The sequence below is a fragment of the Rothia sp. 32237D007AR genome, assembly GCF_053544675.1.
Genome location: NZ_JBPPUO010000014.1, coordinates 11,942 through 29,484 on the forward strand (window position 1 = coordinate 11,942; position 17,543 = coordinate 29,484).

At 59.2% G+C, this 17,543-nt stretch carries 14 protein-coding genes; 7 read left to right on the top strand and 7 right to left on the bottom strand.

The features are described from left to right. The first annotated feature begins 32 nt into the window (after positions 1-32). A complete protein-coding gene (locus tag ACED87_RS08485) occupies positions 33-1,682 on the top strand; it encodes a thiamine pyrophosphate-binding protein (RefSeq protein ID WP_449083786.1) in 1,650 nt (549 codons plus the stop codon). Here ACED87_RS08485 and ACED87_RS08490 read toward each other — a convergent pair whose 3' ends face one another. The 5 genes from ACED87_RS08490 to ACED87_RS08510 form a co-directional block, all read right to left on the bottom strand. Next, positions 1,683-2,978, bottom strand: coding sequence for an ABC transporter permease (locus ACED87_RS08490; protein ID WP_449083788.1), 1,296 nt, complete (start codon positions 2,976-2,978; stop codon positions 1,683-1,685). Then, the gene (locus tag ACED87_RS08495) at positions 2,975-3,664 is read right to left on the bottom strand and encodes an ABC transporter ATP-binding protein (RefSeq protein ID WP_449083790.1); all 690 of its coding nucleotides are present in this window, start codon (positions 3,662-3,664) and stop codon (positions 2,975-2,977) included. The genes ACED87_RS08490 and ACED87_RS08495 overlap by 4 nt, the downstream gene beginning before the upstream one ends. Positions 3,665-3,666: 2 nt before the next feature. Then, a complete protein-coding gene (locus ACED87_RS08500; protein WP_449083792.1) occupies positions 3,667-5,091 on the bottom strand; it encodes an efflux RND transporter periplasmic adaptor subunit in 1,425 nt (474 codons plus the stop codon). Positions 5,092-5,313: 222 nt separating this feature from the next. Then, a complete protein-coding gene (locus ACED87_RS08505) occupies positions 5,314-5,565 on the bottom strand; it encodes a hypothetical protein (RefSeq protein WP_449083793.1) in 252 nt (83 codons plus the stop codon). A 282-nt stretch (positions 5,566-5,847) separates the two neighbouring features. Beyond that, entirely contained in the window at positions 5,848-5,982 is a 135-nt protein-coding gene (locus tag ACED87_RS08510) for a hypothetical protein (RefSeq protein ID WP_449083795.1), read from the bottom strand. Between the two features lie 39 nt (positions 5,983-6,021). On the opposite strand from ACED87_RS08510, the gene ACED87_RS08515 reads away from it, so the two are divergent. After that, positions 6,022-6,162: a hypothetical protein gene (locus tag ACED87_RS08515; RefSeq protein WP_449083797.1), complete on the top strand. Its 141-nt coding sequence runs from the start codon at positions 6,022-6,024 to the stop codon at positions 6,160-6,162. Positions 6,163-6,373: 211 nt separating this feature from the next. Here the strand turns inward: ACED87_RS08515 and ACED87_RS08520 are convergent, their stop codons facing one another. Continuing rightward, positions 6,374-7,612, bottom strand: coding sequence for an MFS transporter (locus tag ACED87_RS08520; protein WP_449083799.1), 1,239 nt, complete (start codon positions 7,610-7,612; stop codon positions 6,374-6,376). A 181-nt stretch (positions 7,613-7,793) separates the two neighbouring features. Further along, on the bottom strand, positions 7,794-10,943 hold the full coding sequence (locus ACED87_RS08525) for a choice-of-anchor M domain-containing protein (RefSeq protein WP_449083801.1): 3,150 nt from the start codon (positions 10,941-10,943) through the stop codon (positions 7,794-7,796). Positions 10,944-11,061: 118 nt separating this feature from the next. Here ACED87_RS08525 and ACED87_RS08530 point away from each other — a divergent pair, with 118 nt between their 5' ends. The 5 genes from ACED87_RS08530 (at position 11,062) to ACED87_RS08550 (ending at position 17,463) form a co-directional block, all read left to right on the top strand. Further along, entirely contained in the window at positions 11,062-13,224 is a 2,163-nt protein-coding gene (locus ACED87_RS08530) for a TIGR03773 family transporter-associated surface protein (RefSeq protein ID WP_449083803.1), read from the top strand. A gap of 97 nt (positions 13,225-13,321) precedes the next feature. Continuing rightward, positions 13,322-14,797 (top strand): anchored repeat ABC transporter, substrate-binding protein, encoded by a 1,476-nt coding sequence (locus ACED87_RS08535; RefSeq protein WP_449089933.1) that lies wholly within the window; start codon positions 13,322-13,324, stop codon positions 14,795-14,797. Positions 14,798-14,807: 10 nt separating this feature from the next. Then, positions 14,808-15,827 (top strand): choice-of-anchor M domain-containing protein, encoded by a 1,020-nt coding sequence (locus tag ACED87_RS08540; protein WP_449083806.1) that lies wholly within the window; start codon positions 14,808-14,810, stop codon positions 15,825-15,827. Next, positions 15,824-16,603: an anchored repeat-type ABC transporter ATP-binding subunit gene (locus ACED87_RS08545; RefSeq protein WP_449083808.1), complete on the top strand. Its 780-nt coding sequence runs from the start codon at positions 15,824-15,826 to the stop codon at positions 16,601-16,603. The genes ACED87_RS08540 and ACED87_RS08545 overlap by 4 nt, the downstream gene beginning before the upstream one ends. Continuing rightward, positions 16,600-17,463 carry an anchored repeat-type ABC transporter permease subunit gene (locus ACED87_RS08550; RefSeq protein WP_449083810.1) on the top strand — a complete coding sequence of 288 codons (864 nt, stop codon included), beginning with the start codon at positions 16,600-16,602 and terminating at the stop codon, positions 17,461-17,463. The genes ACED87_RS08545 and ACED87_RS08550 overlap by 4 nt, the downstream gene beginning before the upstream one ends. Positions 17,464-17,543 lie beyond the last annotated feature (80 nt).

Sequence of the window (17,543 nt, forward strand, 5' to 3'; positions counted from 1 at the left end):
AAACCTAAGAGCCCCTCCCCCGAAAGACCAGCATGATTCACCCTGCACTCCCCGACCGTTCCGGTGAAAGCACCGAACCCCGCCGCAACGCCGGCTACGCCATTCTGGCCACCCTACGCAACTACGGCATCGACACCATTTTCGGTATCCCCGGCACCCACAACCTCGAGTTCTACCGCCACCTCAAAGAGCTGGGCATCCACCCCGTCACCACCCGCCATGAGCAAGGTGCCGCCTACGGTGCGGACGGCTGGTCACAGACCCGCGGCCTACCCGGCGTCGTCATTACCACCTCAGGGCCCGGCCTACTCAACTCCCTCTCAGGTGCCGCCACCGCCTACGCCGAGTCACGCCCCATGATCGTCCTCTCCCCCGGCCGCCCGGTCGGCCACGAATTCCGCGACATCGGCTCCCTGCACGAGACAAAAAACCCCACCGGCGCCGTTAACTCCATCGTCGAATTCTCCCGCCGCGTGAACTCCGCAGAAGAAGCCGTGGATATCATCCATAACGCCTTCCGCTCTTTCGCCCACAGCCGTCCGCGCCCCATCCACATCGAAGTGCCCCTCGACGTGCTCGAACGCGACGTCGAACTCGACCCCGCTATCATGCAGGCCCGGCCCCTGGGCAAGCCCCAGCCTGCCCCCGCAGACGATGTGCACGAAGCAGCCCGCATGCTAGCTGAAGCCCAGCGGCCCATCATCATCGCAGGTGGCGGCGCCATCGGGGCAGCAGATGACCTACTCCGCCTAGCCGAAACCCTCGAAGCACCCGTCATCACCTCAATCAACGGCAAGGGTGCCATCCCCGAAAAACACCGGCTCTCCCTGGGGGCTGACCTGCGCCTGAGTGCCGCCCACGCCTTCTGCCGTCACGCCGACACCATGCTCATCATCGGCTCCAAAATCGGTGAAGCCGAACTCTGGGAGGGCGACATCCGCCCGGCAGGCCCCGTCATCCGCATCGACATCATGCGCGACCAGATGCTCACCAACATCACCCCCGATATTGAGTTGCCCGGCAACTCTCAGGCAGTACTCCCCCAGCTTCTGGACGCCCTGGCCGAACTCGACCTAGCACCCGGCTCCCGCGACCCCCGCGACCTACAAGACATCTTCGATGCCTTAGACAACGAAGGGCGCGCTAAAGCCCCCGAGCTGGCAGAACTCAACGAGAAAATCATGGAGATACTGCCTGATCACACCATCATCGCCGGCGACTCCTCCCAGGTGACCTACATGGGCACCACCACCTTCTACCGGGCAGCCCGCCCCAACTCCCTGCTCTACATGGCCACCTACGCCACCCTGGGCTACGGGCTACCTGCCGCCATTGGCGCCAAGATAGCTGCGCCCGAGCGTCCGGTGGTCTGCCTGCTCGGCGATGGGGCCCTCATGTTTGCCATTCAGGAGCTTATGACCGCTGTTGAGCAGCAGCTTGACCTGCCGATTATCTGCGTGGAGAACGGCGGCTACGGCGAAATCCGCCAAAACGAGCGCGACCGGGGCATCGCCCCCGTAGCCGTAGATTTAGTGCAACCTGACTGGGTGAAACTAGCCGAGGGCTTTGGTGCCACCGGCTTCTCAGCGACCATGGAAACCCTGGCCGAGACGGTCCAGCAGGCCCTGGCTACCCGCGGCCCCTCGGTAGTACACCTCAAAATCGGTGAGACTCTACGCTAGCTACTCGTAGCGCAGGGCCTCGATGGGGTCGAGCTTAGCGGCCTTATTGGCCGGGTAGTAGCCGAAGAAAAGGCCGATAGCCAGGGAGAACCCTAGAGCCAGCAGCACAGCACCCAGCGGTGGGACAACGAAGGTCCCCAGCAGGCTGGCCCCCAGCATACCTAGGCCACCACCTATCAGTACCCCCAGTAGACCACCGACCAGGCAGACCATCATAGCTTCAACCACGAACTGCAGGCGGATTGCCCCTCGGGTTGCGCCCAGGGCCTTACGGATACCGATTTCGCGGGTCCGTTCGGTCACCGTCACGAGCATAATGTTCATAACACCGATACCACCGACCAGGAGCGAGATACCGGCGATAGCCGAGATAGCTGCGCTGATGCCGTCCAGAACCGCGTTGAACTGCTCGGTCATCGCCGAGAAGTCTTGAATCTCAGCCATGTAGTGCTCATCGGTACGGTACATGCTGGTCAGATGGGCCTGAAGCAGGGCCTTCACCTGCCCCAGGTCCTTACCTTCTGCTGGGCGTACGGTGATGCTGTTCCAGCCGTTGCTGCTATAGGATTCGATGTCAGATTCCAGCGAAACCGGTAGGTAGACTGAGCCGGGCCCTGTATAGGCGAAGATACCGCTACCTATAGCCTCGGTTTGATAAACCCCGACCACCATAAAGCTTCGCGAGGTCATGCCAAATTGCAGATCGATTTCATTGCCTACTGCCGCCTGCGGGTCACTAAAGAGCTGATGAGCCTGGTCGGTTGAAAGCAGGATGACCGGTCGTTTGGCGTCCATATCGGCTTGACTTAAAGAGCGCCCTGCCACCAGGGTAACCGGGTTGAGCTCTAGGTAATCCATATTGACGAACTGGGCGTTGGTGTAGGGGGCCTGGCTCTCACCGGCGCTGAGGTTTACACTCACATAGGAGTTGGCCCCGATGGGAATGCCCGCAATGTTATCGCCCAGGGCCTCTTTAAGAGTGGCGATGTCGTGCTCATCAAACTTAGACTCAGCGGCGGGCTCAATGTATTCCCCATTCGGCATACCCATGGGGCCGGAGGTCAAACCAGCTTCTTCCTGTTCCTCGGTGGGGCGGGGGACCACATTCACCATCAGGTCATTGGCGCCAGAGCTCACAATCGACTCAGAAGCCTGAGTTTTCAAGGAATGACCCAGGGTCATGATGGTAATGACAGATGCAATACCCACAATAATGCCCAACAGTGTAAGGAAGGAACGCATCTTATTGGTGCGTAAGCTCCCCAGGGCTAAGGAAATTGATTCTCGTAGGTTCATTGACGGGCCTCCTGCTCAATCCGCCCATCTACCATCGTGACGGTGCGGTCAGTCTCAGCCGCCAGCTCAGGGTTGTGGGTAATGAAGACGATGGTCTTACCTTGCTCTTGGTGAAGCTCATGGAAGAGGTCCATGACCATGCGCCCAGTGTGGGAGTCCAGGGCGCCGGTTGGTTCGTCCGCCAGGAGCAGGGGCGGGTCGTTGGCTAGGGCGCGGGCGATAGCAACACGCTGTTTCTGGCCACCTGAAAGAGCTGCAGGGCTATGATCCATACGGTCAGCCATGCCCATCTGCTCCAGCAGGTGAGCGGCGCGGTCGCGGCGGTCGCGGGGGTTCACACCGGCGTACATCATGGGCATTTCCACGTTTTTGAGAGCCGAGATACGGCCCACCAGGTTAAAGCTTTGGAAGATGAACCCAATGTTCTGGCTGCGGTAGTAGGCCAGTTCGTCGTCAGAGAGGGAAGGGATATCCTCACCGGCGAAGGTGTAGTAGCCGTAGGTGGCCCTATCGAGTAGGCCGATGATGTTCATCAGTGTGGTTTTACCGGAACCTGACTGGCCCACCACTGACACAAACTCACCGTGATCAACATGGAAGTCGATGCCAGGGAGTACCGTGATGGCGCTGGGTGTTCCCATGTTGAAGGTTTTGACGATACCTCGCATATCGAGCAGAGTGCTCATGGCTACCACCCGAAGCTGGTGCCGGCGTCAAGGGTGACTTTTTCACCCACGCGGTGGCGGTAGGTTTCGCCGGGGGTGAGTACCATGTCACCGCTGGCCACCTCACCGCTGGTAAGGGAGATATCGAATTCGTTGGCTAGGCCAGTTTCTACAGGGCGCTCTTCGAGGGTGAAGGAGCCATCATCGTTGGGTACGGCCACTACGATGCTCTTCTTACCGAGGTCGTTGGTGTAGACCGCATCCAGGGGCACAGCCAGGGAGCTCTCTTCTTCAGAGGTGATGATGCTGGCCTTGACAGATGAGCCCAGGTAGAGGCCCTCACGGTTGCCGGTGACTTCGATGGTGACGGTAAAGGTGGGGGCTGACCCGTTACCGGCCATTACACCGGCCGCTTCATCGTTGCCCTGCTGGGCTGAGTCAGCGATGGAGGCTACGGAGGTGACGGTGCCTGCGTATTCCTTGCTTCCGGTGGCTCCGGCGGTGAAGGTGACGCGGTTGCCTTCCTTAATGGTGGCCACATCAGCTTCGCGGACGCTGGTGGTGATGGTGAGCGTGGAATCGTCACCGATAGTAACAACAGGCCCACTTGCCGGGGCACCAGGTTTAGCGACGCTCATAACTACACCGTTGATGGGTGAGGTGAGGGTAGCTGAGGTGAGGTCGCTTTGTAGGGCACCTACTGTCTGGTTGCGGGTGGTTTCTGCGCTGGCCAGGGCGGTGCGGGCGTTGTTGAGTTCAGTTTCCAGGGCTGCTAGCTGGGTGTTTGCGGCGGCGCGGGCGGTGGTGACGCCGGTGTCTGCGTCCGTTTTGGCCCCGTTAGCCAGGCGCAGGGCAGATTCTGCGGCGGCAACGTCGGCGTTGAAGAGGGTGAGGTCTTCACCGGCTGCAGCGGCCTGGTCGCGCATCTGCTGCTTGGTTTTGAGGTCGGCCGCAGCTAGGGTGACCTGCTCGTTAGCAGTGCGCTGGGCGGCTAGGGCGGCCAGAATTTCGGGGTTGGTGCCGTTGGCGATTCCCTGGCTGTACTGGTCGTAGGCGGTCTGTGCTGCGTTCAGGGCACTCTGGGCGGTGGTGACGGACCCGTCCAGCTGGGTGCGCTGGGTGTCAAGGTCCCCTTGCAAGGTGGAGGTATCGATGGTGGCTAGGGTCTGGCCAAGTTCTACCCGGTCACCTACTTCTACCTCCACGGAGCTAACGGGGCTGGTCAGGTGGGTGGTAATGGAGCGAATTTCACCGGGCTGCACAGTGCCGTCCACCCGCACCTTGTTGCTGACACCTTCATCGCTCAGAGTCAGGTAGTCGCTGGAAGGAATAGTTGAGTGGGCGCTGGTGCCGCTACCGAAGATGCTGTTGATGAGAAGTGCACCGATGGCGATCAGAGCGATGATGCCTAGGGCAAGGCCGATGAGTACCTTACTGAGGGTGCTCATTTTCTTTTTAGCTGGTGCACGCCGGTGTGCTGATCCCGGTGTAGGGGGTGGGGTGGTGGGGGTGGTGCTCATGGTTGTGGGCCTTCATCAATAGGGGAAATAGATGTGATGTAGTCCTTTCAGTGTAAGTTCTTATCTGCCCTATGTGTGGCCGTATTGATACTAAAAATGACAAATCATACTTGAGTATGACAAGCAGCGGCACCACCCTGCACCCATCTTTTACACAAAAATATTGCCGAGCATCAGGAAGATCGCGAAGCCAATCACCATAAGCAGTGGGACGAAGATGATGACGGCACCCCCGATGGTCAAGGCAATGGTGGCGGTAACTTTTTCTTTCCCCTTCATGAAGAGAGCCACGATGGCAAGGACGACAACACCGACCCAGCTGATGCCTCTAGGCAGCATGAAGTTAAACGATCCCTCGATGAATAAGAAATCAATGATGCCGGTGATGGTGAGTAGTGCCATCAGTGCTAGGGCCCCAAGGCCTAGAGGGTTCAGCTTTTTTCCTTCCTCGGGGAGAGGAGCCCCAGGGTTGGAAGTGCCGGGATGCGGGGCGCTAAGGTGTGGGGTTGCGGGCTGTGGGTTCAGCTGCTGCGGCCCAGGGTGAACCGGAGCAGAGGGCAAGGGGGTAACCGGGCTTGCAGGGTGATGAGATACATTGTTCATGTTCACCAGTATGGAGAGAAATTCTCATTCCCACTAGGACTTTTAGAGATTTGTGGACAAATCTGGGGGTACCTTACGTGTTTATGACTGAATGTTGAGCGAGTTATCCACAGGTTCGGCAGGATGGGCTGCATCAACGGCGCGAATGGCCTCACCCAAATCATAGGCCTCCTGCTCAGCGAGAAGCTGGGCAGAATCAGTGAGCACATCAGCCACACGATTCTTCAGCTCAGTTGCACTTGCCAGGCCGTCCTCTTGCAGGACCAGGCGCTCACCGGCGTCCGTATCAGCTTCGGCGCCCGAACCGGCCCCTGCGCCCTGCTCCGTAGCGTCCTCAAGCTCGAAGAGAGCGAAGCCGTAGCGGCGTTCGTCCCCAATGTAGAAAACGTTGAGTAGCAGGGTGAAGACGCGACCGGTCAGGTCGATGTAGGTCTTTTCAAGTTCAGCGGTTTCTAGCCAGAGGCCATCGACCTCAGCGGGGCGTCATAGGCGAACTCGTAGCCAAAGTCAGTTGCCAGGGCGTGGGCCAGCGGGCCGATACCGTAGTCAGGGCGAGCCATCGGAATCCTTAATGCGGGAAAAGTAGTAGAGCGGACGCCGGAATCAGCTAGTCCATATCGCGGCCGGCGGTCTCGGGTACCGCCGCGCGGGTAAAGGTAATCAGGCCGATACCAATAACGGCAAAGACCGCGAAGGTCATACCTAATCCCAGGGATGCAACCATCTGCGGGAAGAAGAGAGAGACCATAAAGTTAGCAATCCAGGAGACAAAGGTAGCCAGGCCCATACCGGCACCGCGCACGCGGGCAGGGAAAACTTCGCTCATGAGCACCCAGGTCACCGGCGAGACAGCACCTTGCTGGAAGACCAGGAAGATAATCGAAATGGCCAAGGTAGCCCAGGGGCGGGCGGTAGCATCGAGCACCTGTGAGGTCACCGCCAGCATAGCCAGTGAGAAGGTGGTGCCGGCCAGGCCGATGGTCAGTACCAGGCGGCGGGGGAAGCGCCCCACGAACCAGAGACCCACCGCCGCACCCAGCACCGACAGCACACCGTTGGAGATATTAGCGGTCAGTGCCGCATCGGTGGAGAAGCCTGCCTCACGCAGCACCTGGGTGCCGTAGTACATGAGGGCGTTCACGCCGGTAGCTTGCTGCACGATACCGATAGAAGCAGCCAAAAGTAGGGTGGTGCGCAGGGCCGGGTCGCGCCAGAGCAGCTTGAAAGCACCGCGCTCGGCGGTGGCTTCCCGGCGGTACCCTGGCGATTCGGGCACCAGGAACATGCCCACGAAAAGGACGATGGCCGGGACGATAGAGATAGCGAACATGACTCGCCAAATCATCACCTGGTGGGCAAAAATATTGCCAATCATGGCATTGACCACGTAGGCGGTGAGCTGACCAAAGACAATCATGAACTGGTTACGCGTCACGATAGCCCCACGGCGGTTAGCCGGGGAAATCTCCGCCAGATAAATCGGCACTACCGCCGAGGCTGCACCGACCGCTAGGCCCACCAGCACACGGAAAATAATGAAGATACCAAGGGTGGGGGCCAAGGCTAGGCCCAGGGAGCTAGCAGCGAAGACGAGGGCGAGGGTGAAGAGCACGCGGCGGCGTCCGAACCGATCGATGAGTTGCCCGGCAAGGAGTGCACCAAAGGCGGCACCCAGGGTCAGGGCTGAGGTTGCCATACCTTCAGCGGCAGGGGACAGTGTGAAATCCTGTTGTAAGAAGGGTAGTGCACCGTTAATAATTCCGGTGTCGTAGCCGAAGAGAAAACCACCCACCGAGATGATCCAGGTGTAGAGGGTGACCCGGCGGGGGTCAGTAACGTGTGTCATGCGCACTCCTTTATAAACCTCAGCAATTCTAAGCCTTCTTGCGGCACGCTAGGCGTATATGACGCCGCCCCTGTGTTGGCTTGGGCCGGGCGGCAGATAGAAAATACCCCCTCAAAAATGCAGCCGCCTGCCATTTTTACAGGGTTTGTGCATTTTAAGGGGGTAAGTGGGCTGGGCTAGGTTAGTGCTTGCGGCGGCGCAGAGTCAGGACGCCAGCACCCAGCGCGAGCGCGCCAACCAGGGAAACACCAAGGGCTGAGGCGCCGGTTGAGGCCAGGCGACCTCCGCCTGCTGACGGGGACTCAGTTGCCCCGGTGGAGGGCTGTTGGGTGGCTCCACCGGCAGCTTGCTGGCTGGGGTTTGCCCCGGCGTTAGCTGATGCGGTGTTGCCCGAGTCAGCGCCAGCAGGGCTGGTGTTCTCAGCTTCGGTGCTTTCAGGTGTGCGGACGTCATCGGCCCCCTGGCTGGGCTCGGCGGTGGGTTCAACAGTAGGCTCGGCAGTCGGTTCAACAGTGGGCTCGACGGTCGGTTCAACGCTGGGCTCAGGGCTAGGTTCAACGCTGGGTTCGGCAGTGGGTTCCACACTAGGCTCGACTGTCGGTTCAACGCTGGGCTCAGGGCTAGGTTCAACAGTAGGCTCTGCACTGGGCTCAGGGCTAGGTTCAACACTGGGCTCAGGGCTGGGCTCGGCAGTGGGTTCAACAGTAGGCTCGACAGTCGGTTCTGCGCTGGGCTCGACAGTAGGCTCTGCACTGGGCTCAGGGCTGGGCTCGGCAGTGGGTTCCACACTAGGCTCGACAGTCGGTTCTGCACTGGGCTCAGGGCTAGGAGTTTCATCCTTGGCACCGGTGAGGCATTCCTCCAGGGTAGCGTTACCTACCACAAAGATTGCCTGCTGGGTCTGACTGCGGGCAATGGTGCCGTTCGGCAGCGGGGCGCTGTAGTAGACGTCAAAGGCGTAGGTGCCGGGGGCGGTAAAGACCCAGTTTGCGTGGGCGTGGGTGGCGAAATCAATGTCGATGGTGGTGTCTTTGCTTGCGCCTCCTGCCTGGAGGGTCACACCTCCGGCAAAGTCCTGTTCGTAGACACCGTAAGCGGCACCGTCAGGCAGCGCGGTGGGTACCAGGTGCAAGGTAACAGGCCCTGCTAGCTGGGTGTAGTCAACGTCTTGGGTGTTCCAACCGGGCCAGACAATTCCGGCCTGCTGAGTTTGTGGAAGGCCGTAGAACTCGCTACCAGCGGGGCCGAGGAAGTCCAGTTCAGGGGCCATCATCTGTTCCTGGCGGGTGAAACGAGCGTTATCCCCTACCCCAAGCACTACATCGTTCAAGGAACGGTCAGCGGCTTCACGGGTAATAGATGAGGTTTCATCTTTCAGGGCCAGCTTGAGGGCACCGCCAGCTAAGGATGCCTTGATGTCAACGTGGCCGTTAGTGAGTAGGTAGCGGCCTTCCATGCTGGGGCTCTGGCAGCGTTTGGCATCTGGCAGTATCTGGGCAGGTGCGGAAGGGCTGACGGTGGGCTCGGGGCTAGCGGAAGGTTCCGGGCTAGCGGAAGGTTCCGGGCTGACCGTAGGTTCAGGGCTAGCCGTGGTAGAAGGAGCAGGTAAGGACGCGCTCGGTGCTGGCTCACTGGGCTCAGGGCTCGGCGCAGGCTGGCTGGGTTCCGCAGTGGGCGCGGGACTCGTAGAAGGCTCAGGGCTGGCAGAGGGTTCAGGGCTGGCAGAGGGTTCAGGAGCCGGTTCTGCTAGGGGTTCGGTCAGTTGGAGCGAACCGCTAGACATATATTCCTCACCGGGCACATAGTTGCTGGTGACCGTGTGACGGTCGGTGTGAGCGTCCATGTCGGGGTGGGGAGTGATGTTGAAGATGGCGTGGTAGCCCTTGAGCCAGCTAGCTGCGCTGAGGTAGCAGCTAGCCACACCGTTATCAATGTGGGCGTAGCAGTTAGCTGCCCCAGAGGCATCCTCGGCACGGCGGAACATGCCCCCTGCCACGTAGCCGCGCACGGTGGGGTCAGCGAACTTAATCTGCACCAGGTTGTAGCCCTCATATTCAGAGGGTTTGATGGTGACGCTGTAATCTCCACTGGTGAGGGCCTGGTGGCCAGTGGGGAGCACTGTGTTGTCGGGGTCAGTGATGGGGGCGGGCCAGCGTCCTTCACCGGCATCTGAGCGCACACTTACTTGCTGCTCTGGCTGGTAGGTTAGGGCGGGGGTAACCCACTTGGCGGCGGTTGCCCCAGAGCCTGCCGCAGCCCCGTCAGGAATAAAGACACCCTGAATCTGGGAGTCTAGGGAGCCGAGCATCTCAGACCAGGTGGCGGTGCCGCCCTCGACCCGCACATCGGTGAGGAAGTAGCCCTGGTTGTAGAGGGTTAGGGTGCCTGAGACGTCGGTGCGGCCGGCATCAAAGGTGATGTCGGTGAGGGATTCGTCCCCATCCTGCTCTTGGGTGGGCTTGGGAGAAAGGCTTAGGCTGTAGTTTTCGGCGCTCAGGGCGGTGGTGAGGGCCTTGTTGTAGGTGTCAATGAGGGGTGCCTCAGTGGCTGCCCCTTCACCGTCAACTGGGCGGTTGCCGCCTACCTGCCAGATGGCGGTAACTGGTTTGGATTCGATGGTTTGCCCATCAAGGCCGCGGGCTACTGTGCGGTAGGTGATTTCGTAGCGGCCGGGGCGGGAGAAGGTGGTGTAGTTGTGGGTGTGGGCGCCGGGGGTGAGTACGGCCGATTGAAAGTCGGGGTCGGTGGAGCTGAGCATGCGGCGCACGTCGTTGGGGAAGTAGTTGGAGCGGTAGGTGAACATTTCCATGACGCCGGGGCCGTCAACCTTGAGCAGGTCGAGGGTGAAGGTGCCGTCGCGGAAGTTTTCTACGGGAATGTTGCTATCTGCCCCGAAGCCGATCCAGGCTGGGTCGTGGTTGCCGTAGGGCAGGGAGGGTGCCATGTAGAGTTTGTCGCCGGGTTCACCGAGGAACTGGGTGTTGGGGGAATCGGGCACGGTGAAGATGTACTGATTTTTGGCTTCTGCGCGGGTGGAGTAGCCTTTACCGATCCAGAGAACGGACTGGTCAAAGGGGATGAGGGCGTCCTTCTGGTCGCCGTGGGGCATTTTGCCGTAGAGGTTAAAGGTGTCTTCTTCCCAGACAGTTTGGGGAGCATCAATGTGGGCTTGGGTGCCTACGATTTTTCCGTCGTCGGGCCCTGCGATAGCAGGTAGGGCTGAGCCGGCGAGGGTGGCGATGGCTAGGGCTGAGAGGGTCAGGGCCCGGTAAGGACGCCGGGAGGAGGCTAGTCGAGATGAGGGAGATGGGGCGGGGTTTTGGTTGTGCATGGGGGTCTTTCTAGTGGGTGCTGGGGGAGCTAAAAACCATATTAGTTATTGAGAATGATTATCATTAAAGATATTCTAAAAGGTGAGAAAAACCAAGCATTCACCTAGAAAGCAGATCATGCGACAATTCCCCCAAGTCCTCTCGGTTGCAGCCCTTTCAGTGGCCCTTATAGCAGGCCCCCTAGCCGCAGCACCCGCCACCACTAACACCCCTGGGCACACTGCCGACGCCATCAGCCAGGTACAACCGGCTAGCGCAGACGAAGCCAGCCCCCGCACCGTCCTAGCTACCGAGCACACCGACGCCCTGGCCGTAGGGTTAGCCAACGGCCAGCTAGACCTCTTCACCTTCGCAGACCTGCCCGGCGCACCCCACACCCGCCTAGACCCGGCACAGACCACCTTCAACTTGCAAGACCGCCCTGAGACCCGCGTCCAGGTTCCCGCAGGGTTCGATTTCCTGGGAGAAGAAGGCAAAACCATCTGGCTAGCCCCTCAAACCCAGATAGCTGAGGTACTCTGGCCCGGCTGGAACACTGAGAGCATCCGCCCCGGTGAATTGGCAGGGGACACCATCAACTTGGAGCTGGTAAGAACCAAGGCACCCGAGGGTGGAGCCGTTGAAATATTCCAGTCCTCCCCCTTTGGTATCAGCCGGATCTTTAGCTCCAGCGAGAAACTACCTACCTACCAGCAGCCGGTAGGCGCACACGTTCACGCCAACTGGGCCTTTACCGCTACAGGAACCTACGAGCTAACCTTCCAGGCCAGCGCTACCCGCACAGATGGAACCTCCATCAGCGCCGAGCAGACCTACACCTTTGTCGTAGGCCAGCTACCTGACGATTCAGCCGACCAGGGTGAGCAGCCCCAGCCAGAGACCCTGAGCCCCGCACCAGAAGCACCGGCACCTACCTCTGCCCCAGAGGTAGCTACCCCTGCTTCTCCTGCCCCATCAGCCCCGGCACCTGCCCCGGAGGAAACCAGCGCAGCACCGGCCCCCACCCAAGATGCAGCTGAAACTCCTTCTGCTCCAGAAACAGAGTCTGCTGCCCCCGCTGGCGATGACCAGACCAGCCCTGCCACTCAGCCTGAAGCTCTGCCGCCGGTAAGCAACCCCAACCAGGCTCATCAGACCCCTGACTCACAGGCCCCTGCCTCCCAGGCACCAGCCCAGAGCCAGCCTCTTTCAGGGAGCACCCAGCAGAACCCCGCCCCCCAGAAGTGCCAGGCCACCGAAGAGCTCATTAAGCCTGCCCAGCAGGCTCAGGCCAGTGACGAAGGAACTATCAACCGGGCGTCCGCACCGACCCTAGAGAAGCCTGCCTTCACCATTCAACGGGCTGTAGACACCCGCACCGACCGCGCCACCAGTGGCCACTTTGATTTTGGTGCAGTTCTCAACGGCGGCAACCTATCAGCACAGATTAAGGACGACCGTACCTCCCCGGCCATCTGGAAGCAGCCCAGCGCTCTTACCTTCGTCCTCGGTGACGGCGCTAAAACCACCATGCCCGGCGGTATGGGGCACATTGCTCCGGCAGGGTCCGAGGTCTACCTCATTGGGGCAACCCAGCAGGCCACCGTACCTTGGGTTGGTTGGAACACCCAGAACCCTGAACTGGTTGCCCAGGCCGCTGGCCCCGCAACCCTCACCCTGACCGACATGCAGGGCCCCGGCCAGCTCTCAGTGTTCCTCTCCGGTAACTTCGGTTCAGCAGGCACCACCGTCTTCAATAAGGTCGGTGACTCCTTCTCTGTACCGTTGAACACCCACCAGCACGGGAACTGGGTCTTTACTGCCCCTGGCATCTACACTGCCACTCTCACCTGGTCTGCTCCCCTTAAGAATGGTCAGCAGGTCTCATCTAGCGGCACCCTTACCTTTGAGGTAGGCGATGTCAGCTCAGCACAGGCACCTCAGCAGCAAGGCCAGCCCCAGGAAGAGACCCAAGATCAGGGGAAGGCCACCCAGCAGGACGCCACCCCCAAGTCCACCTCTGATGGCGAGCAGAAGGGGTCAGTAGATCAGACCACCGGCATTGTGACTCGCCCTGATGGGTCACAGGTGCGCATTGTGGGCAAGACCGCTGATGGGCGCGACTGCACCTTGAGCGAAGAAGAATTGAAGCAGGCTCAGCAGGCTTCTGCTCGTGGCGAGCTAGCCTACACCGGTGCTTCCTCGGTGGGCACTGTAGTTGCAGCTGGCGCCCTGGCTCTGCTTCTTGGTGCCGGTGCTTTGATTGTTCTGCGTCGCCGTTCCGCTGGCCATGCAGCCTAAGCACCTGCCTGCCTGCCTCCCCCTTCTGTTAGCTTTTCTTCTAGCTTTAACCGGCTGTAGTGGGTTAGCAGAGCGGGGGCAGCAGGGGTTACAGGTGGTGGCCTCCACCCCGATTCTGGCCGATTTGGCCTCATCGATTGCCGGCGACAGGGCCCAAGTGACGTCCCTGGTGCCGGCAGGGGCCAACCCTCACACCTATGAGCCTTCCCTGCATGATGTGCGTCAGATAGCCTATGCCGATGTGGCTTTCACCAACGGCTTACTGTTGGAACAGCAAAAGCTGGTGCGCATGGTAGATGCCAACCTACCTCAAGACGCTATCTCGGTGGCCGTTGCTGAAGAGATTGAAAGCTACGGGGGTAAGCTCATCCCTATCGTTGAGGACGCTTCTTTAGACTCCATCTGGTTAGGTCTGCGTACCTCTGGTGCGCCTCGTGAAGCCGAGCTAGCCCGTGATGCTTCAGTTACCTTCCGGGCCACTGAGGCCAGTGGGCCGGGGCAGCTAGCAGCTTTCATTACTGGCACCTTTGGGTCGGTAGAGAAGGTGGCCGATTCGGGGGAAGGCGGGCATCATCATTCTGGTGCTTTGGGAGAGACTGCTCTTCCTCTCCAAGCTCACACCCACCTATCATGGGCATATACCCAGCCGGGTATATACTCTTTGAGTCTTGAAGCCCAAGCCCGCACCACTGAAGGCAACCCCCTTCCCGGGCTTAGAGACGTCCCCCCTACCCCCGTACATTTTGCGGTAGGTGTCTTACCTGATGCCCAGGTTCAGGCCATGGAAGAAGCAAGCGGTAAGCCAGTTACTGTGCTTGACGCTGGGCACGCTGATTTAACTGCTCAGCTAGATAGCGGCCAGCTAGTAATCCGCACCGATTCTGACGGTCAGGTCACCGAGTACGACCCGGCCACCACCGTCATCGCGGTGCCCTCCCGCACCTTACAGGAGCTTCCGGCCGGGCCCCAGTACCGCTTCCTCGGCAAACCAGGCGACCAGGTCTATCTTCTGGCCCAGGCAGTGCTAGGTAAGCACGTACACGGCGAAATTGACCCCCACATCTGGCATTCGGTGCCCAACGTCATGTCCACCGCCCAACTCATGCGCGATACTCTCATCGCAGCCGACCCCGCAGGGGCCGCCACCTACCGGGCTAATACTGAGGCCCTACTAGCTGAGCTAGAAGGAACTGATCAAGAGCTTCACCGCATATATGATCAGCTCCCCGACGCAGCTAAAAATCTGGTGACCACCCACGACGGTTACCGCTACCTGGCTTCAACCTACGGCCTAAATATTGCTGGCTATGTCTCGCCGGTGGCTGGTGTTGAGCCTAGCATCCAGCAGCGCGAGCGCCTGCGGCGCACTATCGACGATTTGGCTGTGCCTGCTCTTTATACGGAGCGCCGGTTGATGAATAGGACGCCGGTGCTCAAGCAGGTGGGTGATGAGGCTGGTGTGAGGGTTTGTGAGCTTTATTCCGATTCTCTTGATGCAGATGCGCCTAGTTATTCCCAGATGATGCTGACGAACGCGCAGATTATTACTGATTGTTCAGCTACTTCCCCTTAAGGATTTTTCTATGAAGACTTCTACTCGTTGTACTGCTGCCCTTGCTGTGGCGGCCTTGTTGGTGCCTACCTCCGTGTTGAGTTCGGTTGCTTATGCTGCTGAGGAGAATAAGAGCGCCCAGGAGCGTGCTTTGGAGCAGACTCTTTCTCCTGATGAGCCGGTGGTGACTGGTCAGCATGAGATTTCTGCTGGGCATGTTGATATGGGCCCGGCTTTTGTGGAGGGTTCTTGGGAGTTGATGTTCCGTGATGATTCGACTGCTGAGCCGGTGTGGCGTGATCCTGCGGAGGTGGTGCTTCGTGGGGATGATACTGCCATGATGTTGGTGCCTGATGATCCTCGTTATTCTTTTGTGCAGGCTAAGGCTGGTGATGAGGTGTATGTGATTCCGCAGACTGAGCTGGCTGGGGTGGTGTGGCCGGGTTGGAATACTCAGAACCCTCAGGTGGTGGAGCGTTTGGGTCGTGGGGTTACCTTCACTCTTGAGGGGGTGGAGGGCCCTGGCGGGTTCTCGCTGTATTTGGAGAACGGTACTTTCGGCGCCCCTGATGTGTTGTGGTCCTCTGATAATAGTGACCCTCAGGATATTTTTGTTGAGCCTAATGTGCATACTCACGCTAACTGGGTTTTCACTGCCCCTGGCGCCTATTATTTGACGGTGCGGGCTCATGCTGAGCTGGCTGATGGGACGGTTGTGAGTGATACTGCCCGTTTGCTTTTTGCTGTGGGTTCGTCGGTGAGTAATGAGCAGGTTTTTGCTGGGGCGGACGCTTTAGGTTCGGTTGATGAGGGCGCTACGGCGCAGGGGGGTGAGAGCTCATCTGCCGAGGGTGTTGCTTCTGCCCCTGCTGGTGATAGTTCGCAGGCTGGTGTCGAGGCTGAGGCCGGTGGGTCTGGTCTGCCGCTTGGTTTGGTTGTTGGTGGTGCTCTGCTGCTGCTAGGCCTCATTGTTGGGGGTATCTTGGTAGCTCGCCGTTCTGCCGCTGCTAAGGCTGAAGCCTTTAAGCACTCTACGGGGGCTCGTTCATGACCACCGCTTTACCTGATTTTACGCAGCAGGGTGTGGGTGCGGCGTCCGCCCCTACTCTTACTATCACCGACTTGCATGCGGGTTACCCGGGGCGGCCTGTGCTGACTGGTCTGAGTCTTACTCTGTGCCCCGGTGAGTTTGTGGGGCTGATTGGTGCTAATGGTTCTGGCAAGACTACCTTGCTGCGGTCTTTGCTGGGGCTGGTTCCTACGAGTAAGGGGCGTATTGATATTTTGGGGCTGCCACCCCTTAAGGCTCGCTCTCATATTGGTTATGTGCCGCAGAAGCATCTTTTTCAGTGGGATTTCCCTATTACTGTGGAAAATGCTGTGATGAGTGCCCGGACGCGGGCGATTGGTTGGTTTCGTCGCCCTGGTCGAGCGGACTGGCAGGCGGTTTATTCGGCTCTTGATAAGGCTGAGTTGACTGGGCTGAAGGATCGCCCTGTGGGTGAGCTTTCTGGTGGGCAGAAGCAGCGGGTGTTGCTTGCCCGTGCTTTGGCGTCCGCGCCGAAGCTTTTGTTGCTGGATGAGCCTTTTACTGGTGTGGATGCCCCTACCCAGGATTCTCTTAACCGTCTTTATCGGTCTTTGACGGCTGAGGGCATGACTATTCTCATGTCGACTCACGATATGGTGTCGGCCCGTAACTGGTGCAGCCGCATTGTGGGTGTGCGCGGTGATTTAGCCGTTGATGCCCCTGCCCAGCAACATAGTGTCGAGGAGCTTTATGCTTTCTTGCACGGACAACACGAAGGCTGTGAGTTAGCCCTATGATTACTCCTCTGGAATTTGTTCAAGATCTTTTCAACCCTAATCTGGCGTTTCTGGCGCGTGCGCTGGCGGCGGTGGTGATTGCTTCTCTGATTACGGGGCTGGTGGGTTGCCATGTGGTCATGCGCGGCATGGTTTTCATTGGTGATGCTGTGGCTCACTCGGTTTTTCCGGGTTTGGCGGTGGCTTTTGTGGTGGGTGGTTCTTTGGTGCTGGGCGGTTTGGTTGCTGGTGTGGTGACTGCTGTTCTGGTGGCAATTTTTAGCCAGAATCAGAAGCTTAAAGAGGATTCGGTGATTGGTATTTTCTTTGCTGGGGCTTTTGCTTTGGGTATTACTATCATTTCTCTTGCCCCGGGGTATTCGGGGTCGGTGCAGGACTTTTTGTTTGGTTCCATTGTGGGTATTTCTAGTGCGGACGTTGCCCAGGCGGCGGTGATTGCCGCGGTGCTGGCGCTGGTTTTGGGTCTTTTCCATAAGGAGATTGTGGCGGTGTCTCTTGATAAGGAGAGTGCTCGGGCTGCGGGTTTGCCGGTGTTGGCTCTGGATATTTTGCTCTATGTGGTGGTGACGGTGTCTGTTGTGATTTCTTTGCAGACTTTGGGTAATGTGCTGGTGCTGGCTTTGCTGGTGATACCGGCGGCTACGGCCCGGCTGCTCTGCTCTACCTTGGGGCGCATGATGGTCTTTGCACCGGCCTTCGGGGCGGTGACGTCAACGGTGGGGCTCTATCTTTCCTGGGCTTTCAACCTGCCTACTGGCGGTGTCATCGTGCTGACTATGATTGCCGGGTTCCTGCTCTGCTGGGCGGCTAGTCGGATCTTTCAGGGGAACTTTAGCGTCAAAAGCGCGGTTCCTGGGTAGGGATCGGCAGGGGTTGGGGGCATCTTCTGTAAAGAAGTTGTCCTTATCTTGCTTTTGTTCCCTGCCCTGGGAAAGATAGT

Excerpts from the sequence above, each read along its gene's own strand:
- ACED87_RS08485 (WP_449083786.1), top strand. The coding sequence starts at position 33 with ATGATTCACCCTGCACTCCCCGACCGTTCCGGTGAAAGCACCGAACCC.
- ACED87_RS08530 (WP_449083803.1), top strand. The coding sequence starts at position 11,062 with ATGCGACAATTCCCCCAAGTCCTCTCGGTTGCAGCCCTTTCAGTGGCC.
- ACED87_RS08540 (WP_449083806.1), top strand. The coding sequence starts at position 14,808 with ATGAAGACTTCTACTCGTTGTACTGCTGCCCTTGCTGTGGCGGCCTTG.
- ACED87_RS08490 (WP_449083788.1), bottom strand. The coding sequence starts at position 2,978 with ATGAACCTACGAGAATCAATTTCCTTAGCCCTGGGGAGCTTACGCACC.
- ACED87_RS08545 (WP_449083808.1), top strand. The coding sequence starts at position 15,824 with ATGACCACCGCTTTACCTGATTTTACGCAGCAGGGTGTGGGTGCGGCG.
- ACED87_RS08525 (WP_449083801.1), bottom strand. The coding sequence starts at position 10,943 with ATGCACAACCAAAACCCCGCCCCATCTCCCTCATCTCGACTAGCCTCC.
- ACED87_RS08495 (WP_449083790.1), bottom strand. The coding sequence starts at position 3,664 with ATGAGCACTCTGCTCGATATGCGAGGTATCGTCAAAACCTTCAACATG.
- ACED87_RS08520 (WP_449083799.1), bottom strand. The coding sequence starts at position 7,612 with ATGACACACGTTACTGACCCCCGCCGGGTCACCCTCTACACCTGGATC.
- ACED87_RS08505 (WP_449083793.1), bottom strand. The coding sequence starts at position 5,565 with ATGGCACTACTCACCATCACCGGCATCATTGATTTCTTATTCATCGAG.
- ACED87_RS08500 (WP_449083792.1), bottom strand. The coding sequence starts at position 5,091 with ATGAGCACCCTCAGTAAGGTACTCATCGGCCTTGCCCTAGGCATCATC.
- ACED87_RS08550 (WP_449083810.1), top strand. The coding sequence starts at position 16,600 with ATGATTACTCCTCTGGAATTTGTTCAAGATCTTTTCAACCCTAATCTG.